This window comes from Planotetraspora sp. GP83 (genome assembly GCF_041262585.1).
Taxonomy (GTDB): Bacteria; Actinomycetota; Actinomycetes; order Streptosporangiales; family Streptosporangiaceae; genus JAOEGB01.
The window spans coordinates 15,903-39,761 of sequence record NZ_JBGCBZ010000032.1 but is presented as its reverse complement, the minus strand read 5'-3'; the positions used below and the strand labels follow the sequence as shown (position 1 = coordinate 39,761).

Here is a 23,859-nt window from a genome sequence, read left to right as displayed (position 1 = left end):
TGGCCCACAACCAGTGATCCACAGTGAGACACCGTAAGCCATGGTGAGACAGCCCCAATCGGCCGCCTAATGCATTCTCGCAGGTCAGACATTGATCAGCCCCCCCGACCCGGGCCGAAACGATCTCTGTTGAGCCGTCCACAGGAGGTCTACGTTCTTCTGTGGAAATCAGACTCGCTGTGGATGAGCCAGCCGTACGCGCACGAGCATGGCGGCGCCCGCCACCGCGCCCGGCATGACGATCACGGCCACCAAGGGCAGCAGGAAAAGCAGGAAGATGGGGATTCCGAAGCCGAGCGACGCGGCCATGTTGGAGCGCAGCAGGGTCAGCCGCTCCCTCCGCGGGATGCCCCGCCGCTCCATGGCCAGAGCCGTCAGCTCCACGGTCAGGAAGAACCCGGAGACGATGGCGCCCAGCACGGGCACGACCGTTTGGCCGATCACGGGCACGAAGCCGAGCACGAACAGCGGGAGGGTGAACATCAGCACATAGAGCAGCGTGATGACGCTGTCGCGGATGGACCGGAACAACGACCGCCAGAACGGCACGTCCGGCCCATCGGGAAGCCCGCCGAGATCCTCCTCGACCTTCTCGGACAGCTTCTCGTAGAACGGGTCACCGATCGCGAGCGTCACCGCCGTGAACGTGAACACGGCGAGACCGAGGCCGACCACGAAGATCATGATGCCGACGAGCGTCCGGAACGCGTCGCGCCAGCCCCAGTCGCCGGCGAACGGTGTGACCCAGGCGGCGACGTCGGAGGCGTGAGTGCCCAGCCAGATCAGCGCGACGGCGTAGAGCACCAAGGCGATGAGCGCGGGGATGAGGCCGAACAGCCACCATCTCGGCTTCCTCGCGACCCAGCCGACCCCCTTGAGGAAGAAACCGACCCCCTCGGCGAGACCGCCGATTCCTCGCTTTTCGACCTGCCGTCCGTTGCCGCTCATGCCCGGCAGGCTAGCGCCACAGCCGGGTGACGGACACTCCCAATTCGCCCAGAAGACGGCGGATGAGGGGAAGCGAGATGCCGAGGACGTTACCGTGATCGCCTTCGATGCCTTCGACGAACCAGCCGCCCAGGCCGTCGAGGGTGAAGGCCCCGGCGACCCGCAACGGCTCACCGCTCGCGACATAGGCGTGAATCTCGTCATCCGTCGGCGTCCCGAACCGGACGACCGTGGACGCGACCTCCGACACCATGCGGCCCCCCGCGACGTCGATGACGCAATGGCCGGTCAGCAGCCGTCCCGTCCGTCCCCGCATCGATTGCCACCGGGCGATCGCGTCCTCGGGCGACGACGGCTTGCCGTACGCGACGCCGTCAAGCTCCAGCACCGAGTCGCAGCCGATGACGAGCGCGTTGTTCAAAGAGCGGGCCACGGCGGCGGCCTTGGCCTCGGCGAGGACCAGGCAGAGCGCTTCGGGGGAATCGGCGACAAGAGCGTCCTCGTCCACCCCGCTGACGATGACCTTCGGATCGAGCCCGGCCGCACGCAGCACGCCGAGGCGGGCGGGCGAGGCCGAGGCCAGCACAAGCTCAGTCACATCAGCGAAGCCTAATGCCGATCGCGGACAGCACGACAAGGGATGGCCTCCACGCGCCGGGCCGACGACGGCCAGGACGGCGACCTCGGGCACGCGTCCAGCGCGCTACAGGGCCTTGATCCGGGACATCACGGTGTTGATGTCGCGCCAGTGCTTCTTCTGGGTGTCGGGGATGGTGACGAACACCAGCGCCGGCTTTTCCAGGGGAACGTCCACGAGGGCGATGGCGGCCATCGACGTCCGCTTCTTGCCCTTGAGGGTGTAGTGGACGTGGTATCCCAGCAGCCAGCCGTCCTGCTTGCCCACTCGGATCGGCTGCGACGCGGCCCAGGTGATCGTGGCCCCGGAGGGGTGGTGGTTGAGCGTCCAGCGGGCGGCCAGGAAGGCGGTGTCCCGCAGGCTGTCCTGCACCGGGATCGGCACTGGACAGGAGACCAGCAGGCCGCGGAAGGCCGAGCCCTTGACCTTGGGCAGCACCTGCCGCGAGGCGAACGGGCTGGCCTTGGCGAGCTTCCACACCTTGGCGAACCGGGGGAACGCCACACCGGACCGCCGGTCCTTGATCAGGCCACGGGTGGCGGCGGGCTTGCCCGGCAGCTTGCGCAGCTTCTTGGAGCTCGCGGGCAGCACCGGCACCCGGGGATCGGAGAGGGCCGCGTCCATCGCGGTCGTAGCGGGCGACGGCGAGGGACTCGCCACCGCGCTGGGTTCACTACTAGGTCCACCACTGGGCCCACCACTGACCCCGCCGCTTGGCGCGGCGCTCGGAACAGCGCTCGGAACGACGCCGGCCACCGGGCTCGGCGGCGCGCTCGGCACGGAGCTGGACAGGACGGCCGGCGACGCGGCGGGGGCGGTGCCACCCGCGACCGCGACCGTGTTGCCTGGCACGTTCCCCGGCGTGTGCTGAGAAGCGGAGTTGCGGCTGGCGAGCACCACGGCGGTCCCCGCGACGCCCACTACCGCCACGGCGGCGACAGTGGCCACCACCCGGTAGACCACTCGCATCGGCAGGTCGCCGAGGCCCTTGCCAGAACTCGGCGGCGGCGGAGCCTCCGGGACCGTGATCTTTGGCAGGGGGGTCGTCTCCGCCTCGGCCGCAACGTAAGTGGGAACAGCCTTCGTCCCATAGTCCCCAGGTGACACGATCGGGAGCGTACGGCATATCCCGTTAATTCGGGCGCAATCCCCATCACACTTCGAGAACGCCCTGGGGTAGCCACGGCGCGTCGGCGATGACCGTCGCGGAGCCGGGTTCGATCTCCGTGAAGCCCGCGTCCCGGACCACCGGCAGGCCGCCGCCCCCCAGTTCCGCCCATCTGGCCGGGCCGGCGGTCCGTACGGACACGGCGAGCCCTCGGCCCCTCCAGGCGGCCCTGGCGGTCTCGCCGGAGGCCCACCAGGCGAGCTGGGCGCCGTGGCCGGCCTGGGCCATCGCCTTGCCGGCCGTCATTTCGAGGCTCGGATTGACCCACAGCACCACGCCGCCGAGGTCCGGCTCGGGCGGAGGCGCGGAGTCGGCCAGATCGGTGCCCGACACCTGGAGCCGCGACAGGTCCGTGGGCCAGTCGTCGAGCGGCACCGGAGGGTGCACCCGGACCTCGGCCGTGCGGTGCGTCACGGTGATCCCCGGCAGGGTGAGGACCCGCCGCCACTCCGACCCCCGCGCCCGGCGGACGACCTTCCTGATCCGGTGGTCCTCCCACTCCGCGATCGGCTCGGACCACTCGTCCTGATCGAGCAGGCGCAGTACGGCTGTCGCCGCCGCCTCGAGCGCGTCGGTGCGCTCGGGCGGAGCGGCACGCTCGATGCGGACGACCAGGGGAAGCACGCGTTCCGTCACCCGACCAGGATGGCAGCCTGGCGGTCCTGCCTCACATTCGTGGCGATGCGGGCAGACATCAGGGCGGCGAGCAGGCACAGGACGCCCGCGCCGTACCACGCGAGGTTGTAGTTGCCGAGGTGGTCGCGCGTCACGCCGGCCACGGTGGCGGCGACGGCCGCGCCCACCTGGTGCGAGGCGAACACCCAGCCGAACACCACGGATCCGTCCGGGCCGAAGATCCTGCGGCACAGGGCCACGGTCGGCGGCACGGTCGCCACCCAGTCGAGGCCGTAGAAGATGATGAAGACGAGCATGCTCGGGTGGGCCGTGGCCGCGAAGAGCTGCGGCAGGACGAGCAGCGACAGCCCGCGCAGCGCGTAGTAGACCGTGAGCAGGATGCGCGAGTCCACCCGGTCGCTCAGCCAGCCGGAGGCCACCGTGCCCGCGATGTCGAAGATCCCGATGACGGCGAGCAGCGAGGCCGCGGTGGTCTGGGGCATGCCGTGGTCGTGCGCGGCCGGGATGAAGTGGGTGCCGACCAGGCCGTTCGTGCTCGCGCCGCAGATGGCGAAGCCCGCGACGAGATACCAGAACGACTTCTTCCGCGCCGACCGGCGGAGCACCCTGAGCGCTCGCGCGGCGGCTCCCCCGCTGGGCGTGCGGACGACCGGCTCGGTGGCGCCGAGAGCCGTGAGCCCGAGCTCCTCGGGGGTGTCGCGGAGCAGGAACCACACGAGCGGCACGACCGCCAGGGCCGCCCCCGCGACGGTCAGCGCCGCGGTCCGCCAGCCCTGGGTCTCGGCCATGTGGGCGAGCACGGGGAGGAAGATGAGCTGCCCGGTGGCCCCGCCCGCCGTCAGCACGCCCATGACCACGCCGCGGTGCCGGACGAACCAGCGGTCGGTGAGGGTCGCGGCGAAGACGAGGGCCATCGAGCCGGTGCCCAGCCCGACGAGCACGCCCCAGAGCAGGACGAGCTGCCAGCTCGCGGTCATGAACACGGTGAGGCCGCTGCCCACCGCCACCAGGGCGAGCGCGGCCGAGACCACCCGCCGCATGCCGAGCCGTTCCATCAGGGCGGCGGCGAAGGGCGCGAAGAGGCCGTAGAGCGTCAGGTTGACCGAGACCGCGAGCGAGATCGTCCCCCTCGACCAACCGAACTCGTCCTGCAGTGGAGTGATCAGCACGCCCGGGGTGGCGCGGAACCCGGCCGCCCCCACGATGGCGACGAAAGCGACAATGGCGACGATCCAGGCCCGATGTAGGGTCCGCGACGATTGCATGCCGCTCATACTGTCTTCGCCGGACATCTCCCGACAGTGGCCCGAAAGCCAATGTGTGAAAGAATCCGGCCATGCAGCACCGCGTCGCCGTACTCGCGATGGACGACTTCGCCACGCTCGACCTAGGCGTTCCGGGTCAGGTCTTCTGGGCGACCGGCGGCGACGAGCCGCTCTACGAGGTCGTCACCTGCACGCCGGACGGCAGGCCGGTGTGGAGCCGGGCCGGTTACAGCGTGCTCCCGGACCACGACCTCGGCGTGCTGGCGACCGCCGACACGGTGGTCGTGCCGGGGATCCACAGCGGGACGCCCCTCACCGACGGCACGGTCAGCGCGCCCGTGCGCGCGGCGCTGCGCCGGGCGGCGGAGCGCTCCCGGATCATCTCGATCTGCACGGGGGCGTTCGTCCTGGCCGCCGCCGGGCTGCTCGACGGCCGCCCGGCCACGACCCACTGGCGCAACGCCGACCAGTTCCGCGCGCTCTTCCCTCGCGTACGGCTCGACCCCGACGTGCTGTTCATCGACGACGGCGACATCCTGACCTCGGCCGGGGTGTCCGCCGGGATCGACCTGTGCCTCCACGTCATCCGGCGCGACCACGGCAGCGAGGTGGCCAACCGGACGGCCCGCCGCTGCGTGACCCCGCCGTTCAGGGAGGGCGGTCAGGCGCAGTACATCGAGCGCCCGCTCCCCGACCCGTCCGGGACCACCACGGCGCCCACGCGGGCGTGGATGCTGGAGCACCTGCAGGAGCCGGTGGACCTCGCCGCGCTGGCCGAGCACGCCAGGATGAGCGTGCGCACGTTCACCCGCCGCTTCCGCGAGGAGACCGGGCTCAGCCCGGCCAGGTGGCTCACCCGGCAGCGGGTCGAGCACGCCCGCCACCTGCTGGAGACCACCGGCCTCCCGGTGGACGTCATCGCGCGGCGGGCCGGGTTCGGCACGGCGGTCTCGCTGCGCCAGCACCTCCACGCGGCCGTGGGCGTCTCGCCGCTGGCCTACCGCCAGACGTTCCGTCACGCCGGACGACTCACCGAGGACGCAGCCCCTCGATGACGAAGGTGATCATCCGGTCGGCGATCTCCGGAGACTGCTCCGTGGCGAGCGCGATCGCGTGGATCAGCTTGAGCAGGTCCAGAATCTCGACATCCGGCCGTACGGCCCCGGCCTCCTGGGCCTTGGCGAGCAGCGTGCCCCCCGCGCGTGAGATCACCTCCCGGCAGATGGAGAACAGCTCGGAATCCCGGCCCAGCGTGACCAGGAGGGCGGAGTTGAGGCCGCGCTTGGTGGCGGAATGCGACATCATCGACCGGATCCACTGGACCAGCGCCTCGCCCGGCTCGTCCCGCTCGGCCAGTTTGTACGCCTCCACGGCGAGCGCCTCGATCTGGTCCCGGTAGACCGCCTCCTGGAGCGCCTGCCGCGTGGGGAAGTGCCGGTAGAGCGTCCCGATGCCGACCTCCGCCCGGCGGGCGATGTCCTCCAGCGGCGCGTCGGGACCCTCCTGGCCGAAAAGCTCCCGGGCCTCCGCCAGTAGCCGCTCGTAGTTACGCCGCGCGTCGGCGCGCATGGGCCTGCTCATAGATAACACCCTTACAAACCGGAGGACGCCTCCGTATATTCGCCGTATCGGAGGCTCCCTCCACTTAATCCCTTGGAGGGTCGTTTGTCGACGCTCACCGTATCTCCCCGTGCGGCGCACACCCGCCTGGCCCTCGCGTCGTCGTCACCTGCCGCCCTTGTCACCGTGTTCGGCACCGCCATGCACGGCAGTGCGGCTTCGGGCGGAATCGTCCACGGCATGGCGGCCGCCTTCGCCGGAGGCGCGGTGCTGGCCGCGCTCGCGCTGACCGGCGCGGCGGTCGCCATCCGGTCAGCCGGCACGGCCGGTCAGGGGTGAGCGGCGCAGAACCACGAGGGCGATGTCGTCCTCGTGGTCGGCCGGCATGAGGCCCTCCAGCATCCGGTCGCAGAAGCGCTCCAGGTCGGGCTCGACGACGGTGGCGAGCCGCTGGAGGCGGGCCATGCCCTCCTGGATGCTCATGTCGCGACGCTCGACGAGCCCGTCGGTGACCAGGACGAGCGCGCCGGCCGGCGGGATCCACAGCGCCGACTCCCCCGGTCTCGGCAGGTCGGCCCCGAGCAGGGGGCCCGCCAGGGTGACGTACTCCGATCGTGCCGTGGACACGAGCAGCGGCGGAAGGTGACCGGCGTTGCAGGCGCGGACGTCCCCGGTCGCCGGATCCACCAGCAGCAGGCACACGGTCGCGATCTCGCGGGGGTGGAACCGCAGCAGCAGCCGGTTGATGTTCGCCAGGATGTCGTACGGCGAGTGTCCCTCGGACGCGTACGCCCGCAGCGCGTGCCGCACCTCCGCCATGACCGTCGCCGCGTGCAGCGAGTGGCCCAGCACATCGCCGATCGCCACGAGCAGCCGGTCGCCGAGACTGATGACCTCGTAGAAGTCCCCGCCGATCTCCGCCTGCGCGCTCGCCGGGACGTACCGCGCGGCCAGCTCCATTCCCCGGACCTTCGGCAGGTCACGCGGCAGCAGACTGCGCTGCAGGGTCACGGCGATCCGGCGCTCCTCGTCATAGGAGCGCAGCGCCTCCACGGCCAGGGCGACGGCCTGCGTGAGCTGGCTCAGGACATGCCGGTCCTCCTCGCTCGCGGTCGCCGCCGCGGGCACCAGCACCGCCACCGGCGGCCGGCCCCCGCCCGGCTGGGATGCGGGTGAAGGGGATGCGGATGAAGGGGATGCGCCTGGATGCGCTCTGCCGAGCCGGGCAAGCGCCACCCGGACGTCGGCCATCAGAGCCGAAGGAGCCAGCAGCTCGGCCCACTCCTCTGGTGGGGCGACCGTGAGGGTGAAGCCGGTCGCGATATCGCCGAACGTCCTGTGCGCCGCCGCCCGGACACGTCCGTCGCCGCCCCACGGGTCGGCGACCGCGTACCGCACGCCGCCGCTTCCGCCGCCTGCACTGTCATCGTCACGGGAGACGGCCACCGTCGCCGGGCAGCCGAACATCCGCGCGGCGCCTTCCGCCGCCGCCGTCAGGAGCTCCCCGAGGCTGGTCGCGGTGTTGACGGCGACCGTCGTGTCGGCGAGCCCGGCCAGCCGGCCCGCCAGCCGTTCGGCGCGGTGCCGCGCCCGGGCATACCGGAGTGTGGCGTGCACCGTCGCCAGCAGCACCTCCGGCTCTATCGGCTCGGTCAGATAGCCGTCCGCGCCCCTGGTCAGCCCCATCGTCCGGTCCCGCACGTCGACGGCGGTCGCCGTGAGATGAATGACGGGCACCGCGGCGGTCTCGGGATCGGCCTTGATCCGCTCGCATACCTCGAAGCCGTCCATGTCAGGCATCTGCACGTCGAGCAGCACGAGGTCGGGGCGCTCCCGGCCGACCGCCTCCAGGGCGGCCCCGCCCGTGGCCGCCTCGGTGACCCGATATCCGGCGTGCTGCAGCCACGTGCCGATTACGTAGCGGTTGGCCTCCACGTCGTCGACGACGAGGATCAGCTCGCTCATCTCCGGCACGCCCCGATCACTCGAAGCAACTCCGTCCTGCTCAGCGCCGACTTCTGGAGCACGGCCACCGCTCCGCCGGGCGGCAGCCCGACCTCGGCCGAGGTCACCACCACGACGGGGATCTCCCGGAGGAGGTCGTCGTCGTGCATCGCCTCCAGCACCCGCGCCCCTCCCATCGCCGGCATCCGCATGTCGAGGAACACCACGTCGGGACGGCTCCGGCGCATCGCCTCCAGCCCCTCCTGACCGTCGGCCGCCTGCTCGACGGTGTCCGCCACGCCCTTCACCAGGTCGAGCAGCACGAGACGGAATGCGGCGTCGTCGTCCACGATGAGCGCTCTGCCCACTTTCGGACGCGGCAGCCGTACCTCGAAGGTGGTGCCTCTCCCGGCCGTGCTCCGCACCGACATCGTGCCGCCCAGAATGCGGACAAGCCTCCGGGCGTACGGCAGGCCGAGGCCGGTCCCGGTCACCTCGGCCTGCAGCGGCCCGCGCACCTGGTAGAACTCTTCGAAGATCTTGTCGAGCTGGTCGGCGGCGATGCCGATCCCGGTGTCGGCGACGCTCAGGACCACCTCGCCGTCCTCCTCGCGGGCGCTGAGGCGCACTTCGCCGCGCTCGGTGAACTTCAGGCCGTTGGTGAGCAGGTTGCGCAGCACCCGCGTCAGCATCACCTCGTCGGTGAACAGGTGACCGGCGGCGCCCGGATCTTCGACGGCGAGTTCCACGCCGTCCCTCACCATCGGCCGGAGCAGGCCGGTCAGCCGTCCGAAGACCGCCCGGACGTCCACCTCGGTCAGGTTGGGCTCCATCCGTCCCGACTCGGCCTTGGCGAGATCGAGCAGGTCGTTGACCAGGGTGAGGAGGTCACGACCCGAGGTGCGGATCAGCTCCACCTGGTGGCGTCGCTCCGGATCGAGCGGCTCGCCCAGGGCCGGATGGCCGGTGGGAGGGTCGATGAGCATGCGGCACAGGCCGAGGATCGAGGTCGCGGGAGCCCGGAGCTCGTGGCTGACGTTCGCGAGGAACCGCGTCTTGGCCTCGTTGGCCTCATGGAGCCGGGCCGTCCTGTCCTCCAGCTCGGCGTAGAGCGCGACCACGCCCTGATTGGTCTGCTCCAGCTCCTCGGAGATCTGCTCGTAGAGGGCCGTCATCCGCCTGTTGGCGGCCTCCAGCTCCGCGTTCCGCGCCCTCAGCTCCTCAACCTCGGCCTTCCTCGTGCGCGCCTTCGGGAGACGGATGCGGGTCATCTTCTTCAGAAGCATGCGCGCCTCCACGTCGATACGGCTGTCGATACGGATGCCGGTACGGATTTCGGGCCCGTCATGAGGCCGGCTTCGCGACCAGGACTCCGGCGTCGTCTCTCGGCACCCCCATGTCGCGCAGCAGGGTGGCCGCGATCACCAGGGGGCCCCGGGTGCGCAGCCCCGGATAGCCCTTGAGCTCCCACCGGTCCCTCACCCCGTCAGAATGCATGACGATCAGCGCGCCGGGCGGCAGCGGATATTCGAATTCCCGGATCGCGGGGGCGCGATGGCCCGCGATGCCGGGCAGGGAGACCAGGACCCGGCGCTCGTCGTCCACGATGCCGGCCGACACGTTGCCCAGCGCCGAGTAGCGGAGGATCCCGCCGGAGACGACGCCGACCGCCACGGCCGCGCCCCGGGTGACCCGAAGCTCTCTGTGGATCCGCCCCAGGAGCTCCCCCGGCCCGTCCACCGTCAGCCGCCCGTCACCGGCGACCGCCCCGCTGCCGCCGACCCGCTCCCCGCCGGCCACCGGCGCGCCGCCGGCGACTCGTCCTTCGTTTACCGCGTGCTCGAACGTGCGGATCGCCACGTCGGCGGCGGCCGCCGCCATGGGGCCGTGGCCGAGGCCGTCGCAGAGCATGAGCGCCAGTGTGCCGCCTACCTGCCGTACGGCGAAGCCGTCCCCGCAGAGCTCCTCACCCGCCACCGGCCGGACCAGCCCGTCCACCAGCCAGTCTTCGCCGGCCAGGTCGGGATGGTCCCGGCGAGGGCGGAAGCCGGCGGCGAACACGGTGCCGCGCCCGGGGTGAGAGTAAGCATCCGCCCAGTCGCTCACGCCGGTGATTTCCCCCAGCCGGGCGACGTCGAGGCCACCCCCTTCACCGACCGCGAGGATCTCCAGCTCCGGCCCGGCCTGCCGTACGTGCACGGTTCCGCGTGCGCCGTTCCGGCACAGGAGCGTGGCGATCTCAGCGGCGGCGGCGGCCGCCTCGGCGGCGCGGTGGCCGGGGAAGCCGAGCGCTTCGGCCCGGTCGGCGGCGGCGCGGCGGACGGCGACCACCGCGCTCTCGTCCTCGACGGAGACCCAGGCCGGAGGGGCTACCGCGCCCACTTGATCACCGTCACCGTCGTTCCGCTGCCGGGACTCGACTCCACGGCGAACTCGTCGACCAGCCTTCTGGCGCCTCCGAGGCCGAGACCGAGCCCCCTGCCCGAGGTGTAGCCGTCCGTGAGCGCGAGGTCCAGGTCGGCGATGCCCGGTCCCTTGTCGCGAAATATCGCTCTGACGCCGTTCTTGGTGCCGTTCGAGATCTGCTCGACCGTGGCCGTGCCGCCCCCGCCGTACGTCAGCGTGTTGCGGGCGAGCTCGCTGGCGGCGGTCACGAGCTTGGTCTGCTCGACCAGGGACAGCCGCGCGTCCACCGCCACCGATCGGACGACTTGGCGAACGCGGACCACGTCGCCGTCGTCGTTGATCGGGAGCTCCCGACGGGTCATGCCAGAGCGCCGTCGGCGGACAGCAGCCGCATGCCTCGCTCCAGGTCGAGGGCCGTCTTGATGCCGTCGAGCGACAGCCCCATCTCCACCAGCGTGATCGCCACGGCGGGCCGCATTCCCACGACGACGGTGTCCGCGTCGAGGACCCTTGAGATCGCGGCGACGGTGGCGAGCATCCGGCCGGCGAAGGAGTCCACGATGTCGAGCGCCGAGATGTCGATGATCACGCCGGACGCGCCCGTCGAGGAGATTCTCTCGGCCAGGCTCTCCTGGAGCGCCATGACGGCCTCGTCCTGTAGGTCGGTCTGGATGGAGACCAGCAGCACATCGCCGATCTTCAGGATCGGGACGCTGTCCATCTACCTGCCCCGCTTGGTGAGTTCGCCGCCCACACTCGCCCCGGTGCGGCTGATGGCGAGGACCAGCGCGTCCGCCAGCGTCGCCTTCGTCGCGATGTCGCCGAACTCGATGCCCAGCGCCACGATGGTCTGCGCGATCTGCGGGCGGATGCCGGAGATGATGCACTCCGCGCCCATCAGGCGGGCGGCCATGACAGTCTTCAGCAGATGCTGCGCCACCTGGGTGTCCACCGCGGGAACGCCGGTGATGTCGATGATCGCGTATTCCGACCCGGTGTCCACCAGGGTCTGCAGCAGCTTCTCCATGACGACCTGCGCCCGGGCCGATCCCAGAGTCCCGACGAGCGGGAGCGCCAGGACGCCGTCCCATACCTTCACGACCGGGGTCGCCAGCTCCAGCAACTGCTCGGCCTGGCTGGAGATGACCTCTTCCCTCGCCCTGGCGTACGTCTCGAACGTCAACAGCGCCAGCTCGTCGATCAGCTGCGAGAACGCGACGAACTCGCGGAACGCCTCGGCGTCGGCTTCCTGGTCGAAGACCTCCAGCACGGCCTCCTTGAGCGCGAACACGCTGATCGCGGTCTCGCGTGGGCTGAATCCCTGCCGGGCGCGGCTCCGGGACAGCTCCATGAGCAGCGCCCTCAGCTCGGCGTACGGCTCCGCCTCTATGTCGCGGCCCGCCTCCTGAGCGAGCGCGGTCAGCAGGACGTCAAGGATCTCCCGCTGCTCCTTGTCCACCTGCGTCTCCGGCACCCGGCCGCCCAGGCTCGCCGAGACCAGCGCCCGCCATCGCTCGCCGAGTCGTTCTTCCCGGGCCCGGCAAAGTTGGGCGATTCGCGTAAAAATGCCAGCCTCCATGAACGGCTCGGTCCTCTCATCATGACTGCCCCAACCTTATGGTTGTAGGCCTCATGACTACGATCTACGACAGGGAGCCGGGGATGGACAGCATGCAGGTGTTCACCGAGCTGACCGAGCCGTTCGCCGTGGTGACCGTGGTCGGCGATCTGGACGCCACCACCACGGCCCAGTTGCATGACTCCATCCAGCGCGCCCGCGACCTCTCCCCGCACCTGCTGCTCGACCTGGCGGGCATGACCTTCATGGACAGCGCGGGCATCAGAGTGCTGCTCGACGCCTACAACCACGCCCGCGCCCACGGCGGCAGCTTCACGCTCAGCGGCCCCCGGCCGTCGCCACGGAAGGTGATGGAGCTCGTCGGCCTGGCCCAGTACATCCCCATCCGCGAGTCACTCACCGAGGCCCTCCAGGACGGTCCCCCCGCCTGACGACGCTTCCCTTTCCCCGTCCCGCGGTCAGCGGCGGTTGCGGCTGGACGGCCCGTGCCACACGTAGGGACTGTCCTGCCTCCGGCCGGGCTCACGCAGCTCAGGGCGGTCGCCCTGCTGGTTACGGCGCTTCTTGCGCATGATCCACCAGCCGATGCCGAGGACGACGAGGCCGAACGGCGTCCGCGACAGCCAGCGAGTGACGAAGAGTTGCAGAATCCGTTTCATGCCTCCAGCGCCTACCCGCGTTCACGCCCGTCATGTACAGCCGGCCCTCTGAGCCGCGCCCCGGATCCCAGCAAACCGCTTCCTGACCACCGGCTACGCGCGACGTGACCGATATGGCGGGGGATGGTCCAGCAGCTTTGTGACCTGAGGGCTCAGTGAGTCGAGGAGTTCTTCCGCCAGGGCCACCGCGTCCTCCGCGTCGGCATGATGAACCACACCCGCCCGGTATTCGACGACGAGAACGCGGCACGCTTCCTCGTCCCGAGCGACGGGCTCCACAACCCCCTCGTCCAGCAACTGCTGGAGCGTCACCCGCGCTGGCGACAAGCTGCTTCACTCTCTCTAGTCCCGGACGAAGACCAGGTGCGGCCGGCCCAGGACCTCACGGACGAAACGGCGCGACGCCGTTGGAACCGGAGTCAGCGGGGGGCGTCAGGGTGCTCTGTACGGATAGCCGCGGTACAGGCTGATCATCTGCAGGCCTTCCCCGGTGGGGAATCCCAATTGGACATCCCCGATGGTCTGGATGCTTTCAACGTCAGGCGGCGGGCTGGGGTTCGGCTCCCAGCCGACACCAGCATCGTCGAGAGCGGCCCTCACCTCGGCTATGGGCATGTCCCACCGCAGAACCCACGGATCCAGGCCGATCGCGTCACCGCCCGAGGGAACGTCGAACGAGTCGGTGTAGATCATCCAAACCGTGTCAGTCTCGTCGTAGAAGTGGAACTCGAGATCACCGTAGAGCCAGATGCCTTCAAAGCGGGGGTCTTCAGACGGTGTGATCGCGTAGGCGTCCGGGTTGCCCAGCAGGTGGCGGAGCCTCGTTCGGGAGTCACCCAGCGCTATGGGGCCGAACCGTCCGGACCGCAGGACTTCAAGCAGCGAAACCTCTATCACATCGACTCCCCGGCGTTCTTCTGCCGAGCCCCGTCGAGGCGCGCGCGGAGGGCCGGGCACTCGGGCCAGAAGTCTTCCGGCACGCGCGTGAGCACGGCGTTCATCAGGTCACCGGGTACATGTCGCCTTCGGCCATCGGGTCGTGGTCGAGCCACTCGACGGCGATGGGCACCAGGCAGGGCAGGCCGATTCGCTGGCCGATCAGTAATCGGAGATCTTCGATGGTGAGATCGGCGAGCGGCTTGCCCGGAGTTCGTAGACGGTGACGATCAGGCGCGTCGCGCCGACAGGCGGGTCGCCCCAGCGGGCACCGTCGAGTTACTCCGGCGATCGGCTCATCGACTTCCCCGCTGCAAACCAGGTGGAGCTATGGGGACTCGAACCCCAGACCCCCTCCATGCCATGGAGGTGCGCTACCAGCTGCGCTATAGCCCCTTTGGTGACGCCGCGATCAGCGGCGCCACGCCAGTGTATAGGACTTCACGGACCGGGTCGTACTCGATCAGCCGAGGGACTTCGCCCGCGCGATGAGGTCGGCCAGCTCGCTCACGTCGGGGTCCTCGGTGATGGCGGCGAGGCGGGCGGCGCGCGTGCCGAGGTCGTCCAGGCTGAGACCGAAGCGTCCGACGCCGGGGTTCCAGCGTGAGCGGAGGTGCTCGGCGAAGGCGGCGGCGACCACGTCCACCTGCAGCCCGGGCTTGGTCGAGCTCCACAGATCGCGGGACAGGTCGCCGGTCTCCACCGAGCGGCTGGCCTCGGAGGGCCGGCGGTTGTCGGGGTCGAGCCAGCGCACAGTCGCGGTCGCGACCTGCCCGGACGCCCCCGGCCGCAGCCGCACCCAGTAGAGCGCGGTCACGGAGTGGCCGGGACCGACCTCTCCGCCGTCCCGGGAGTCGTCGCGGAACTCTTCCGGCGCGATCTGCCGGTCCTCGTACCCGAGAAGGCTGTACGACTCGACCGCGCCCGGGTTGAATACGACCTGGGCCTTGGCGTCGCGGGCCCGCACATCGAGTGTGGCGGGCAGTTGCTCGACGAAGACCTTGCGCGCCTGCTCCAGGGAGCTGACGTAGACGGCCGAGCCGTCGCCGTTGTCGGCGAGCTGCTCCATGAGCTGGTCGCCGTACTCGCGGCCGACGCCGGCGCACAGCAGCGTGATCTGCTTGCCCGCGTAATCGCGGACGCGGTTGAGGATGCCCTGCCAGTCGGTCTCGCCCGTGTTGGCGAGGCCGTCCGAGAGGAGGATGACCCGGTTGGTCGCGACGAGCCGGAAGGCACGGGACGCCTCCTGGTAGCCGGTGACCAGGCCCTGCTCCAGGTTGGTCGACCCGTCGACGGCCAGCTCGTTGATCGCCGCGTGCAGCCGGGAGCGCTCGGAGACCGGGACCATCGGGATGATCAGCCGGGCGGAGTCGCTGAAGGACACGATGGAGACCTCGTCCCCCGGCATCAGCTGGTCGACCAGCGTGTGCAGGGCGTCGCGGACCAGGTCGAGGCGGCTGGGCTCGGCCATCGACCCCGACACGTCGACGACGAACGTGAGGTTGGCCGGCTTGCGGGCCGCCGCCTCCGTCCGGCGTGTCTGCAGGCCCACCCGGACCAGCGCCCCGCCGTCGGTCCGGGCCCCGTCGACGTTTACGGCGAAGCCGTTGTCGCCGGGCTCGGGGTAGTCCTGGCGGAAGGCGTTCACGAACTCCTCGGTCCGCACCTGGCCGGGCTCGGGCCACCTGCCCTCCTGGATGGCCCGGCGGGCGTAGCCGTACGACGCGGTGTCGACGTCGAGGGCGAACGTCGAAATCTGCTGGGCGGTGGCATCCCGCTCGGAGGAGCCGGGTGGAAGGCCGGAGGAGTCGGCCGGGAGGCCCGCGGTCGGCGCGGCGGGCGCCTGGGTGGGCCGGTAGTCCGGAGCTCGTTCGCTGCCCCCGCCTCCACAGGCGGCGGCGAGCATCAGCAGGGCGATGACCAGGATGAGAACACGCGGCTTCATGAGCGCCTCCATTCGGTTCACCCCCTTACGACTGCGCGCCGTACGGCCTGGCCGGGCCCTTCACCTAAGCGACTGCAAACCGTTCCCACGGCGTGACCTCGGAGCGGGGGCGTCCGCCCATCTCACGCGGCCGCCTCCTCGTGGCACGCGTGCCTGAGGAGCAGGAAGGCGACGAGTGGTTCCAATTCGGCCTGGAGGCCTACCGCGAATAGCCGAGCAGCTCCGACAGCCTGACGAGCCGGAGCCCGCGCTTGCGCAGGCCCTTGACGATCGCCGGGACCGCGTCGTCGGTGAGGCCCGACGGCTTGCCGCCGCCGAGGTGGAGGACGACGATCGAGCCGTCCCGCGCGTTCGCGAGGGTCTGGCGCACGATCGCCTCCCTGGAGGTGGCGAAGGCGTCCCCGCCGATCACGTCCCACTGCACGGGGGTCACCCCCTGCTTCGCCACGGCCTTCAGCGCGGCCTTGTTGAAGCAGCCCCCGGGGAAGCGGAAGAACTTCGGATGGCCCGGGGCGAGGCGGTCGAGGAGCCGTTCCGTACGGCTGACGCTCGCGGCCATGTCATCGGTCTTGTCCAGGCCGTAACACGGGGTCGCGAAGGCCCGGTGGTCGTAGGAGTGGTCGCCGAGCTCGAAGAGCGGGTCATGGGCGAGGCCGGCGGCCACGCGCGGATAGCGCTTGATCCACAGGCCGGTCAGGAAGATCGTCGCGGGGACCTTCAAGCGGCGCAGCTCGGCGAGAAGCCTCGGGTTGGCGTAGCTGCCGACCTCGCCACTGTCGAGCTGCCGCTCCATGAACGTCGTCATGTCGGCGTCGAAGGTCAGCGCGACCATTCCCGAGCCCCGCCGGCCGTGCCGTACGAGCGAGTGCGGCTGGGGAGCGGCGGTCGCCGGCGTGACCGGCGGCGAGGCCGCGGGAGCGGGCGTCACCCGTACGGCCGGCGTGCTCCGGGGGACGGTCGGACCGGACGCGGCACAGCCCGCGGTTCCGATCAGGGCGATGACGACGAGCACCCGGATGATCACGCGTTGATGCTATCGGCCGGGGCCACGCCCCCGCCCCAGGTCGGCGAGGCTCACCGTGAGAGCGACTCCACGAAGCGCGACATGCCGCTGAGCCAGCGGTCCGGGTCGTCGACCTTCATCCGGACGAAGTCGGCCACCTCGGGATGCGGGAAGATGTAGAACCGCTCCGCGTCCAGGCCGTCGATGACGTGCCGCGCCACGTCCTCCGGGTCGAGGACGGCCCCCGACGCCTCGACCGCCCTGGCGGTGATGTGGTCCTCCTCAAGGCCCTGACGCATCATCGCGGTCCGGACGCCTTGCGGGCAGAGCACGCTGACCCGGATGCCCTTGGCCTTGTAGTGGATGGCCAGCCATTCGGCGAAGGAGATCGCGGCCGCCTTGCTCACGGCGTACGGCGCGTCCCCGGGGCAGTTGACCAGTCCGGCGGCCGAGCAGGTGTTCAGCAGGTAGCCGCCGCCGCGCTCGACCATGCGCGGCACCACGGCCCGAGCGGCGTACACGTGGGCCATCGTGTTGACCGCGAGGGTCCGGCTCCACTCCAGGTCGGACGCCTCCTCCAGGCCGTGGCCGGTGATGATCCCGGCGTTGGAGCAGAACAGGTCCACCGGCCCGAGCGCCCGCTCGGCGGTGTCGACGAGCGACCTGACGTCGTCCTCCACGGTCACATCGGCCCGTACGGCGATCGCCCGGTCGCCGATCTCCTTGGCGACGGCGGTCGCTCCCACCTCGTCCAGGTCGGCGACCAGCACCCCGGCCGCCCCCTCGGCGGCGAACCGGAGCGCCATGGCCCGGCCGATGCCGTTCGCGGCGCCGGTCACGACGGCGACCCTGTCCCGAACTCGCATGAACCCCTCCAAACCGACCAGTCGGTATCCCCGAACCTATGCTCCCGCTCCGCCGTCCGTCAACGCGACCGCGTCGCCTGCGCCTTGATCACCGGCGATGACCGGCGCGACGCGATCACGCGATGTGTCCCTCAACGGGCGGCGCCGACCTCATATGGACGTCATCTGGACTACATCGTGGATGACATCTGGACGACATCGTGGACCGCATCGAGGACGAGCTCGGGCTGCGCGTGCTGCACGTAGTGCTCCGCGGTGGTCGCGACCACCAGTCGACCGCGGGTCGAGAGCGCGGCGAGGCGCCCGGCCTGCTCGGTGACGGCCGCCGGCTGGCCTCCCGCGGAGATGACCACGACCGGCAGGTCGCCCCACGCTCGCGGGCGGACCGTCGCGCGGACCTGGGCGGCGCTCTCCACCGACTCCCAGGCTTCGGCGCGGGCCGCCGCCATGCTTCTGGAGCCGTAGACGACCGTGGCGTGGGCGCGGGCGGCCGCGGTGGCCTCGGACGGTATGAGGGCGTCGCCCAGCAGCCTCAGGAGGCCGAGGCGGGCGATGAGCCGGCCGGCGGTGAACTGGACGGCGAGCAGTGGCCGGGAGATCCGGAGCGCCGAGACGGCCGTCTCGTCCGTGACGTCGATCAGCACCAGTCCGGCGGTCAGATTCCACCATCGGTCGGCGAAGACACGCACGGTGTTCCCGCCGTAGGAGTGGCCGACGAGGACGTACGGGCCCGGCTCCCGCGCGGCGGCGAGCAGCGCGTGCAAATCCTCGGCGGCATGCTCGGCCGTGGGCGGCAGCGGGCTGTCCTCGCTCCAGGCGTATCCGGCCCGGTCGTAGGCGCACACCCGGTTGCCGGCGGAAAGCCGTCGCTGGATCACCTCCCAGCTCGCGCTCGACTCGGCCAGCCCCGCCTCCAGCACCACGGTGGGAGCGCCTGTCCCGGTGCAGTACAGGTGCAGGCGATGGCCGCCCACGTCGACCAGCCGTCCCGGTGGCCTGTGGCGCGCGGCGTCCCCCCGCCGGGCGTTCGTCTCATAGACGAATCCCACGCTCGCCGCCAGCGCAAGCAAGGCCGCGCCCCAAAGGGTGATCCGCGACAGCACACGCCGAAGCCGCCGCGTTCCGCGGGGCCGCTCCACCTCTGCGCCTTCGCGCCGTCCGTCCGTCACGCCTTGAATCTAGGGACGCGGCCCGCCCGTTTCCTCCTCCGATCAGCGGAACCGCCGTGCTACTGGCACCTCAGCCACAGCGGCTCCCTCCTCCGCCAGGAGGAGGGAGGCTCACAAGCGGACGGACGGCACTGCGGGCGGGATGGGCATGGAGAACCAGACCGTCTTCCCTCCGGCCACCCGGCTCGTCCCCCAGCGCCCGGCGAGCTGGCTGACGAGGTAGAGCCCCCGGCCGTCCTCGTCGAGCACGCCGGGGTCGCGCAGGATCGGCGTCCGGTGGTCGTCGTCGCTGACCTCGCACAACAGGGCGTCGGTCCGCATCAGCCTGATGGTGATCGGCCGGGAGGTCTGCCGTACGGCGTTGGTGACGAGCTCGGAGGCCAGCAGCTGGGCGACCGGGATCATCTGTTCGAGGCCCCAGGAGGTCAGGGTCCTGCGGACCAGGCCGCGCACCCGGCCCGCCGTCATCGGCTGCGGCTCCATCAGCCACTGGGCGACGTTGTGGCTCGGGATGCCCTTGAAGCGGATGGCGAGAAGCGTCACGTCGTCCGCCTGGGCCGAGGGCACCACGCCGTCGCACACCTCCTCGACGGACATGCCGCGAGACAGCTTCTCGCACAGCGCCTCGACGCTCTGGCCGATGTCCTGGCCCCGCTGCTCCACGAGCCCGTCGGTGTAGAGGACGAGCATGCTCCCGTCCTCCGCGGCGATCTCCATGGTCTCGAACGGCGTGCGCCCGAGGCCGATGGGCGGGCAGCGCGGCGGGCAGAGCACCTCCGCCTTGCCGTCCGCCCCGACGAGGATGGGCGGCAGGTGCCCCGCGCTCGCGATCGTGCAGCGGCGGAGCACCGGGTCGTACACGCAGTAGACGCAGGTCGTCAGGGTCTGAGCGGCGAGCCGCTGGGCCATCTCGTCCAGGGAGTGGAGCACCTGCTCGGCCGGCAGGTCGAGCGAGGCCAGGGTCTGCACGGCCGTGCGGAGCTGGCCCATCACGGCCGCCGCCGGCAGACCGTGGCCCATCACGTCGCCCACGACGAGGGCGACCCGGCTGCCGGGCAGCGGGATGACGTCGAACCAGTCGCCGCCCACCCGTTCGGCGGCGGGCTGGTAGCGGAAGGAGATCTCCAGCCCGGGGAGCTCCGGCGGGCTGCCGGGGCGGATGCCGCGCTGCAGGGTCTCGACCGTCTCCAGCTGCTGCCGGTGCAGGCGGCCGTGGAAGATGGTCAGCGCGGCCGGCACGCCGAGTTGCTCGGCGGCGAGGAGGTCGGCCTTGCCGAAGGCCACCCGCTCCCGGTCTCTCGCGAGTACGGCACAGCCGACGGGTGTGCCGTACGCGCGGAGCGGGACCGCGAGGAGGTGCTCGTCGAGCACGGCGGGTCCGCACGGGCGGTCGCCGCCCCACCGCGGCGGCAGCCGTCCCTCGGGATCCAGCCGGTGCTGCGGGCCGCCGTCCACGTAGACCGCCGCGGCGTCGGCGAGCCGCGGCACCGCCGCCTCGCAGAGCATCTTGGTCGCCTGCTCCGGAGTCGGGCTGTCGCCGATGGCCTGGACGGCTTCACTCATGAAGGTGAGGAACGCGAGCGATTCCCCGTCCCACGACACGGGTGACGCCTGCCCCTCAGAATTGGTTGCGACGGCAATTGAAGAAGAGCTGAATTTCCGGTGGCGCCTGGGTCGTCGCCGGGGCGTAGGAGATATGGTTCTCCGTCAGAACGCTGAACCCGGCGTCCTCGACGACCTCGCGCAACTCGTCGCGCAGATATCCGGTCACCCTCACCGGCGCGCCGAGGAATTGGAAAGGCACGTCGTCGAGGTCGATTTCCACCATGCTCAGCGAGAGCAGGCCGCCCGGGGCGAGCACGGAGTGGATCCTGCCGAGCGCGGCGACGATGTCGGCGCGCGGCAGCATCAGCAGCGCGAAGAACGCGGTGGCGGCGTCGAAGGTGCCGAGCGAGCCGTCGAGCTCCAGGACGTCGAGCTCCAGGAAGGTCCCCTCCGGGACGTTTGTCCTGGCCAGGTCGAGCATCACGGGCGAGATGTCGACGCCGGTCACCTCACAGCCCGCCGCGGCGAACTGCTGGGCGGTGGGCGACCCGGTGCCGCAGCCGACGTCGAGGACGCGGGCACCGGGCTGGAGCTGCTTGATCAGCCACTCACCTGCGGCGATCTGTCCGTCCTTGTGTGGGAACGCCTCGTCGTATCGGCCGCCGATGCGATTGAACGCCTCGGCCTGCAGTGCACGGTACTCTTGGCGGGCATTACCTGAACCGGATTCGATTGTCATCTCGCCACCATTGGTGATCAGCCGACTTTACCTTCTCTTAAATAGAGGTCTGGGCCCATTCAAGTCAAGGCATATCACCGTAAATTCGACATTTCGCCTGGCCAGAGTCAAGGCCGCTTGTCAAATCGCCGTCACTCCGGTGAGACCATGCCGGCGTACTGATGAGGCGCGGTCTTCCTTAGAGCCCGGCTGGGCGGGCGCTTTCCGTAGTGCTCCGGATCACCAGACGGGCCGCGAGCTCCTGCGCCGCCGGGCGCGGCGGGCCGTTGCCGCCGAGCAGGGCGAGGAGCATCGAGGCGGACGCCCTGGCCACGGCGGTGATGGGCATCATCACCGTGGTCAGGGGAGGGTTCATCATCGACGCCATCGGGATGTCGTCGAATCCGAGCACGCTCATCTCGCCGGGGACCCGGATCCCCCGGTCGTTCAGCCGCGACATGACGCCGAGGGCGACGAGGTCGTTGTACGCGAATATCGCGGTGACGCCCGCGGCGACGGCTTCGTCCGCTCCCCGATAGCCGCCGCCGAAGACGGGTTCGAAGGGCCCGAGGACGATCAGCTCGACGCCCTGCGCCTGGCAGGCGGCCGTGAAGAAGCGCAGCCGCTGCTGGTTGGACCACGAGCCCCGAGGCCCTGAAAGAAAGGCGCACCGGCGGTGGCCGAGCGCGTGGACGTGGGCGACCGCCTGCCGGACGCCCGGCCCGATGTCCATGGTGACCGCCGGAGCCGTACGGCTCTGCCGGTTCGCGATGACGACGGGCGTGTGGACGGCGATGGACCTGAGCCGGTTGCCCGGCATGCGCGGCGCGCACAGGATCATGCCGTCCACCTGCTTGGCCATGGCCCTGGCGGCCTCGACCTCGACCTCGACGTCCTCGTCGGTGTCCGCGAGGAAGAGCGAGTAGCTGGCCTGCCGCACCTGGGCCTGGACCGCCTTGATGAAGGGCGTGAAGAACGGGTTGGCGATGTCGGGAACGATCAGGCCGAGATTCGAGGTCCGGCCCAGGACGAGCGACCGAGCAGCCCGGTTGGGTTGATACCCGAGCTGCTCGGCGCTCTCGAGCACGCGCTGCCGGGTGACGGCATTGACGAGCCCTGGAGAGTTGAGCGCACGAGAGACGGTGGATGGCGAAACACCGGCGAGTGCGGCCACGGCGTGGATCGTGGCCGCCCGTGCTACCTCTCGTGCACCTTCCATAGTGGCCCTATGTTGGAAACGTTTGCGGAACATGTCAATAGGTCAAGATGGCGGCGTACTGATATACCAGATATCGACACAGGTCAGAGCCCGAGGAGATTCCCGATGATCGATGATGTCCGGCAGGCGCTGCGCTCCGTCGTCGCGGTGGCGGTCACGCCGTTCGGCCCAGACGACCGGATCGACGAGCCGGCCTACCAGGCCGCGATCGACCGCCTCGTGCGCGGCGGTGTCTCGGCCCTCACCCCCAACGGCAACACCGGCGAGTTCTACTCACTGAGCGACGAGGAGCTCGCCCGGGCCGTGACACTGACCCGCGAGGCCGCCCCGGACGCCGTCGTGATCGCCGGCGTGGGCCACGACGTGCACCGCGCCGTACGGCTCGCCCGCGAGGCGCGGGATCTCGGCTGCCAGGGTGTCATGATCCACCAGCCGGTCCATCCGTACCAGTCCGAGGAGGGCTGGACGGACTACCACCGCGCGATCGCGGAGGCCGTGCCGGACCTTGGGCTGGTCTGCTACGTCCGCTCCCCCGTCGTCACCACCCGGGCTCTCCAGGACCTCGTACGGCACTGCCCGAACGTCGTCGGCATCAAGTACGCCGTGCCGGATCCCGTGGCGTTCGCCGTCCACGCCGCGGCGCTCAGCGAGCTGGTGTGGGTCTGCGGCCTCGCCGAGAGCTGGGCCCCGTTCTTCTGGGCCGGCGGCGCCGAGGGGTTCACCTCGGGCCTGGCCGTCATCGTCCCCGAGATGTCCGTGGAGCTGCTCGAACTGCTGCGGGCGGGCGACCAGGCCAAGGCGCTGGAGCTGTGGCGGCGCCTCAAGCCCATCGAGGACCTGCGGGCCAGGAACGCCAGCGAGCACAACGTCTCCGTCATCAAGGAGGCGCTTGCCCAGCTCGGCGTCTGCAGCCGCGCCGTACGCCCGCCGATCTCCGAGCTGTCCCCCGCCGACCGCGAAGAGGTCGCCGCCATCCTGAGAACCCTCATCTAGCCCGTGAAAGGTGGAGCACCGAGCGCTTGATGTGCTTGCGCGTCAGGCGCTCGGCCAGCGTGCCGTCGCCCGCTTCCACGGCGGCGAGGATGGCCTCGTGCTCCTCGTACTCCTCCCGCCAGGTGGGCCAGTGCTTCCACAGCACGGTGACGGTGCCGAGCGCGGCGAGGTCCTGGAGGTTGTCGAGCTGGGTGACGACCAGCTCGTTGCCGCAGCCCGAGTAGAGCTCGCGGTGGAACCGCCGGTTGGCGAGGCTCATCGCGGTCATGTCGGCCCCGGCCAGCAGCTCCCTGGCCTCGTCGAGGGCCTTCCTCGCGTCCGCGACGACGGCCGGGTCGCCCGCCCTGGCCGTGCGGCCGATCGCCCATGGTTCGCTGAGGAGCCGCACCTCGTACGCCTTCCGGACGTCGTCGGGCCCGACCACCCGGACGGTCACGCCGCGGTTGGGGCTGATGACGACGAGGCCGGTGGAGGCCAGGCCGATGAGCGCCTCTCGGACGGGAGTCTTCGAGACCCCGAGCTGGTCGGCGAGACGGCGCTCGACCAGCGTCTCCCCCTGATTGATCCGGCCGGAGAGGATGGCGGCGCGGATGGAGTCGGCGACGAGGTCGGTGCGCGTGGTCGAACGCGCCACCGGCTGCAGGACGTGCTCAGCGGTCATGT

28 protein-coding genes and 1 tRNA gene are annotated in these 23,859 nt (G+C 70.6%); 4 read left to right on the top strand and 25 right to left on the bottom strand.

Annotation, left to right across the window (positions count from 1 at the left end):
• Positions 1-168 precede the first annotated feature (168 nt).
• The 5 genes from ABH927_RS31250 to ABH927_RS31230 all read right to left on the bottom strand — a co-directional run bounded on the left by ABH927_RS31250 (position 169) and on the right by ABH927_RS31230 (position 4,663).
• A complete protein-coding gene (locus ABH927_RS31250; RefSeq protein ID WP_370027543.1) occupies positions 169-948 on the bottom strand; it encodes an EI24 domain-containing protein in 780 nt (259 codons plus the stop codon).
• A gap of 10 nt (positions 949-958) precedes the next feature.
• Positions 959-1,546, bottom strand: coding sequence for a nucleoside triphosphate pyrophosphatase (locus tag ABH927_RS31245; protein ID WP_370027541.1), 588 nt, complete (start codon positions 1,544-1,546; stop codon positions 959-961).
• A gap of 105 nt (positions 1,547-1,651) precedes the next feature.
• On the bottom strand, positions 1,652-2,245 hold the full coding sequence (locus tag ABH927_RS31240; protein ID WP_370027539.1) for a hypothetical protein: 594 nt from the start codon (positions 2,243-2,245) through the stop codon (positions 1,652-1,654).
• Positions 2,246-2,738: 493 nt separating this feature from the next.
• The gene (locus ABH927_RS31235; protein WP_370027537.1) at positions 2,739-3,389 is read right to left on the bottom strand and encodes a peptidyl-tRNA hydrolase; all 651 of its coding nucleotides are present in this window, start codon (positions 3,387-3,389) and stop codon (positions 2,739-2,741) included.
• On the bottom strand, positions 3,386-4,663 hold the full coding sequence (locus tag ABH927_RS31230; protein ID WP_370027535.1) for an MFS transporter: 1,278 nt from the start codon (positions 4,661-4,663) through the stop codon (positions 3,386-3,388). Before ABH927_RS31230 ends, ABH927_RS31235 begins: the two co-directional genes overlap by 4 nt.
• A gap of 62 nt (positions 4,664-4,725) precedes the next feature.
• On the opposite strand from ABH927_RS31230, the gene ABH927_RS31225 reads away from it, so the two are divergent.
• Positions 4,726-5,709, top strand: a complete 984-nt coding sequence (locus ABH927_RS31225) for a GlxA family transcriptional regulator (RefSeq protein WP_370027533.1) — start codon at positions 4,726-4,728, stop codon at positions 5,707-5,709.
• On the opposite strand, the gene ABH927_RS31220 is transcribed toward ABH927_RS31225, so the two are convergent.
• Positions 5,684-6,235, bottom strand: coding sequence for a TetR/AcrR family transcriptional regulator (locus ABH927_RS31220; RefSeq protein WP_370027531.1), 552 nt, complete (start codon positions 6,233-6,235; stop codon positions 5,684-5,686). The two genes, ABH927_RS31225 and ABH927_RS31220, sit on opposite strands and share 26 nt — an antisense overlap.
• A gap of 84 nt (positions 6,236-6,319) precedes the next feature.
• On the opposite strand from ABH927_RS31220, the gene ABH927_RS31215 reads away from it, so the two are divergent.
• Complete coding sequence (locus ABH927_RS31215; protein ID WP_370027529.1) at positions 6,320-6,553, top strand: hypothetical protein; 234 nt, start codon at positions 6,320-6,322, stop codon at positions 6,551-6,553.
• On the opposite strand, the gene ABH927_RS31210 is transcribed toward ABH927_RS31215, so the two are convergent.
• From ABH927_RS31210 to ABH927_RS31185, 6 genes are read right to left on the bottom strand one after another with little or no spacing between them, the layout of a single operon-like run.
• On the bottom strand, positions 6,527-8,179 hold the full coding sequence (locus ABH927_RS31210) for a SpoIIE family protein phosphatase (RefSeq protein WP_370027527.1): 1,653 nt from the start codon (positions 8,177-8,179) through the stop codon (positions 6,527-6,529). The genes ABH927_RS31215 and ABH927_RS31210 overlap by 27 nt on opposite strands.
• Positions 8,176-9,444 (bottom strand): ATP-binding protein, encoded by a 1,269-nt coding sequence (locus tag ABH927_RS31205; protein ID WP_370027525.1) that lies wholly within the window; start codon positions 9,442-9,444, stop codon positions 8,176-8,178. The genes ABH927_RS31210 and ABH927_RS31205 overlap by 4 nt, the downstream gene beginning before the upstream one ends.
• A 58-nt stretch (positions 9,445-9,502) precedes the next feature.
• Positions 9,503-10,540, bottom strand: coding sequence for a SpoIIE family protein phosphatase (locus tag ABH927_RS31200; RefSeq protein WP_370027523.1), 1,038 nt, complete (start codon positions 10,538-10,540; stop codon positions 9,503-9,505).
• Positions 10,528-10,926, bottom strand: coding sequence for an ATP-binding protein (locus tag ABH927_RS31195; protein WP_370027521.1), 399 nt, complete (start codon positions 10,924-10,926; stop codon positions 10,528-10,530). Before ABH927_RS31195 ends, ABH927_RS31200 begins: the two co-directional genes overlap by 13 nt.
• Positions 10,923-11,285 carry an STAS domain-containing protein gene (locus tag ABH927_RS31190; protein WP_370027519.1) on the bottom strand — a complete coding sequence of 121 codons (363 nt, stop codon included), beginning with the start codon at positions 11,283-11,285 and terminating at the stop codon, positions 10,923-10,925. The genes ABH927_RS31195 and ABH927_RS31190 overlap by 4 nt, the downstream gene beginning before the upstream one ends.
• Positions 11,286-12,143 carry an STAS domain-containing protein gene (locus tag ABH927_RS31185; protein ID WP_370027517.1) on the bottom strand — a complete coding sequence of 286 codons (858 nt, stop codon included), beginning with the start codon at positions 12,141-12,143 and terminating at the stop codon, positions 11,286-11,288.
• Positions 12,144-12,196: 53 nt separating this feature from the next.
• On the opposite strand from ABH927_RS31185, the gene ABH927_RS31180 reads away from it, so the two are divergent.
• Positions 12,197-12,574, top strand: coding sequence for an STAS domain-containing protein (locus ABH927_RS31180; RefSeq protein WP_370027515.1), 378 nt, complete (start codon positions 12,197-12,199; stop codon positions 12,572-12,574).
• Positions 12,575-12,601: 27 nt separating this feature from the next.
• Here the strand turns inward: ABH927_RS31180 and ABH927_RS31175 are convergent, their stop codons facing one another.
• The 12 genes from ABH927_RS31175 to ABH927_RS31120 all read right to left on the bottom strand — a co-directional run bounded on the left by ABH927_RS31175 (position 12,602) and on the right by ABH927_RS31120 (position 22,158).
• Complete coding sequence (locus ABH927_RS31175; protein WP_370027513.1) at positions 12,602-12,802, bottom strand: DUF6203 family protein; 201 nt, start codon at positions 12,800-12,802, stop codon at positions 12,602-12,604.
• Positions 12,803-12,895: 93 nt separating this feature from the next.
• Positions 12,896-13,129: a hypothetical protein gene (locus ABH927_RS31170; protein ID WP_370027511.1), complete on the bottom strand. Its 234-nt coding sequence runs from the start codon at positions 13,127-13,129 to the stop codon at positions 12,896-12,898.
• A gap of 105 nt (positions 13,130-13,234) precedes the next feature.
• Entirely contained in the window at positions 13,235-13,699 is a 465-nt protein-coding gene (locus ABH927_RS31165) for a hypothetical protein (RefSeq protein ID WP_370027509.1), read from the bottom strand.
• A gap of 103 nt (positions 13,700-13,802) precedes the next feature.
• Positions 13,803-14,003, bottom strand: coding sequence for a contact-dependent growth inhibition system immunity protein (locus ABH927_RS31160; RefSeq protein WP_370027602.1), 201 nt, complete (start codon positions 14,001-14,003; stop codon positions 13,803-13,805).
• A gap of 58 nt (positions 14,004-14,061) precedes the next feature.
• Positions 14,062-14,134 (bottom strand) — tRNA-Ala (locus ABH927_RS31155).
• A 67-nt stretch (positions 14,135-14,201) separates the two neighbouring features.
• Positions 14,202-15,683, bottom strand: a complete 1,482-nt coding sequence (locus ABH927_RS31150) for a von Willebrand factor type A domain-containing protein (RefSeq protein ID WP_370027507.1) — start codon at positions 15,681-15,683, stop codon at positions 14,202-14,204.
• Between the two features lie 199 nt (positions 15,684-15,882).
• The gene (locus ABH927_RS31145) at positions 15,883-16,707 is read right to left on the bottom strand and encodes a polysaccharide deacetylase family protein (RefSeq protein WP_370027505.1); all 825 of its coding nucleotides are present in this window, start codon (positions 16,705-16,707) and stop codon (positions 15,883-15,885) included.
• A gap of 50 nt (positions 16,708-16,757) precedes the next feature.
• A complete protein-coding gene (locus ABH927_RS31140) occupies positions 16,758-17,552 on the bottom strand; it encodes an SDR family oxidoreductase (protein WP_370027503.1) in 795 nt (264 codons plus the stop codon).
• 170 nt (positions 17,553-17,722) lie between these two features.
• Positions 17,723-18,721: an alpha/beta fold hydrolase gene (locus ABH927_RS31135; protein WP_370027501.1), complete on the bottom strand. Its 999-nt coding sequence runs from the start codon at positions 18,719-18,721 to the stop codon at positions 17,723-17,725.
• 111 nt (positions 18,722-18,832) lie between these two features.
• On the bottom strand, positions 18,833-20,284 hold the full coding sequence (locus ABH927_RS31130; RefSeq protein ID WP_370027499.1) for a SpoIIE family protein phosphatase: 1,452 nt from the start codon (positions 20,282-20,284) through the stop codon (positions 18,833-18,835).
• A gap of 55 nt (positions 20,285-20,339) precedes the next feature.
• On the bottom strand, positions 20,340-21,005 hold the full coding sequence (locus ABH927_RS31125) for a class I SAM-dependent methyltransferase (RefSeq protein WP_370027497.1): 666 nt from the start codon (positions 21,003-21,005) through the stop codon (positions 20,340-20,342).
• Between the two features lie 178 nt (positions 21,006-21,183).
• Positions 21,184-22,158, bottom strand: coding sequence for a LacI family DNA-binding transcriptional regulator (locus ABH927_RS31120; protein WP_370027495.1), 975 nt, complete (start codon positions 22,156-22,158; stop codon positions 21,184-21,186).
• Between the two features lie 150 nt (positions 22,159-22,308).
• Between ABH927_RS31120 and ABH927_RS31115 the strand changes: the two genes are divergently transcribed.
• Positions 22,309-23,196, top strand: coding sequence for a dihydrodipicolinate synthase family protein (locus tag ABH927_RS31115; protein ID WP_370027493.1), 888 nt, complete (start codon positions 22,309-22,311; stop codon positions 23,194-23,196).
• Here the strand turns inward: ABH927_RS31115 and ABH927_RS31110 are convergent.
• Complete coding sequence (locus ABH927_RS31110; protein WP_370027491.1) at positions 23,189-23,857, bottom strand: GntR family transcriptional regulator; 669 nt, start codon at positions 23,855-23,857, stop codon at positions 23,189-23,191. The genes ABH927_RS31115 and ABH927_RS31110 overlap by 8 nt on opposite strands.
• Between the last annotated feature and the right edge of the window lie 2 nt (positions 23,858-23,859).

Bases quoted from the DNA above. Each gene is read 5' to 3' on its own strand.
- ABH927_RS31250 (WP_370027543.1), bottom strand. From the start codon at position 948: ATGAGCGGCAACGGACGGCAGGTCGAAAAGCGAGGAATCGGCGGTCTC.
- ABH927_RS31190 (WP_370027519.1), bottom strand. From the start codon at position 11,285: ATGGACAGCGTCCCGATCCTGAAGATCGGCGATGTGCTGCTGGTCTCC.
- ABH927_RS31140 (WP_370027503.1), bottom strand. From the start codon at position 17,552: ATGCGAGTTCGGGACAGGGTCGCCGTCGTGACCGGCGCCGCGAACGGC.
- ABH927_RS31195 (WP_370027521.1), bottom strand. From the start codon at position 10,926: ATGACCCGTCGGGAGCTCCCGATCAACGACGACGGCGACGTGGTCCGC.
- ABH927_RS31115 (WP_370027493.1), top strand. From the start codon at position 22,309: ATGATCGATGATGTCCGGCAGGCGCTGCGCTCCGTCGTCGCGGTGGCG.
- ABH927_RS31205 (WP_370027525.1), bottom strand. From the start codon at position 9,444: ATGCTTCTGAAGAAGATGACCCGCATCCGTCTCCCGAAGGCGCGCACG.
- ABH927_RS31110 (WP_370027491.1), bottom strand. From the start codon at position 23,857: ATGACCGCTGAGCACGTCCTGCAGCCGGTGGCGCGTTCGACCACGCGC.
- ABH927_RS31225 (WP_370027533.1), top strand. From the start codon at position 4,726: ATGCAGCACCGCGTCGCCGTACTCGCGATGGACGACTTCGCCACGCTC.
- ABH927_RS31230 (WP_370027535.1), bottom strand. From the start codon at position 4,663: ATGAGCGGCATGCAATCGTCGCGGACCCTACATCGGGCCTGGATCGTC.
- ABH927_RS31220 (WP_370027531.1), bottom strand. From the start codon at position 6,235: ATGAGCAGGCCCATGCGCGCCGACGCGCGGCGTAACTACGAGCGGCTA.
- ABH927_RS31150 (WP_370027507.1), bottom strand. From the start codon at position 15,683: ATGAAGCCGCGTGTTCTCATCCTGGTCATCGCCCTGCTGATGCTCGCC.
- ABH927_RS31210 (WP_370027527.1), bottom strand. From the start codon at position 8,179: ATGAGCGAGCTGATCCTCGTCGTCGACGACGTGGAGGCCAACCGCTAC.
- ABH927_RS31175 (WP_370027513.1), bottom strand. From the start codon at position 12,802: ATGAAACGGATTCTGCAACTCTTCGTCACTCGCTGGCTGTCGCGGACG.
- ABH927_RS31130 (WP_370027499.1), bottom strand. From the start codon at position 20,284: ATGAGTGAAGCCGTCCAGGCCATCGGCGACAGCCCGACTCCGGAGCAG.
- ABH927_RS31185 (WP_370027517.1), bottom strand. From the start codon at position 12,143: ATGGAGGCTGGCATTTTTACGCGAATCGCCCAACTTTGCCGGGCCCGG.
- ABH927_RS31125 (WP_370027497.1), bottom strand. From the start codon at position 21,005: ATGACAATCGAATCCGGTTCAGGTAATGCCCGCCAAGAGTACCGTGCA.
- ABH927_RS31180 (WP_370027515.1), top strand. From the start codon at position 12,197: ATGACTACGATCTACGACAGGGAGCCGGGGATGGACAGCATGCAGGTG.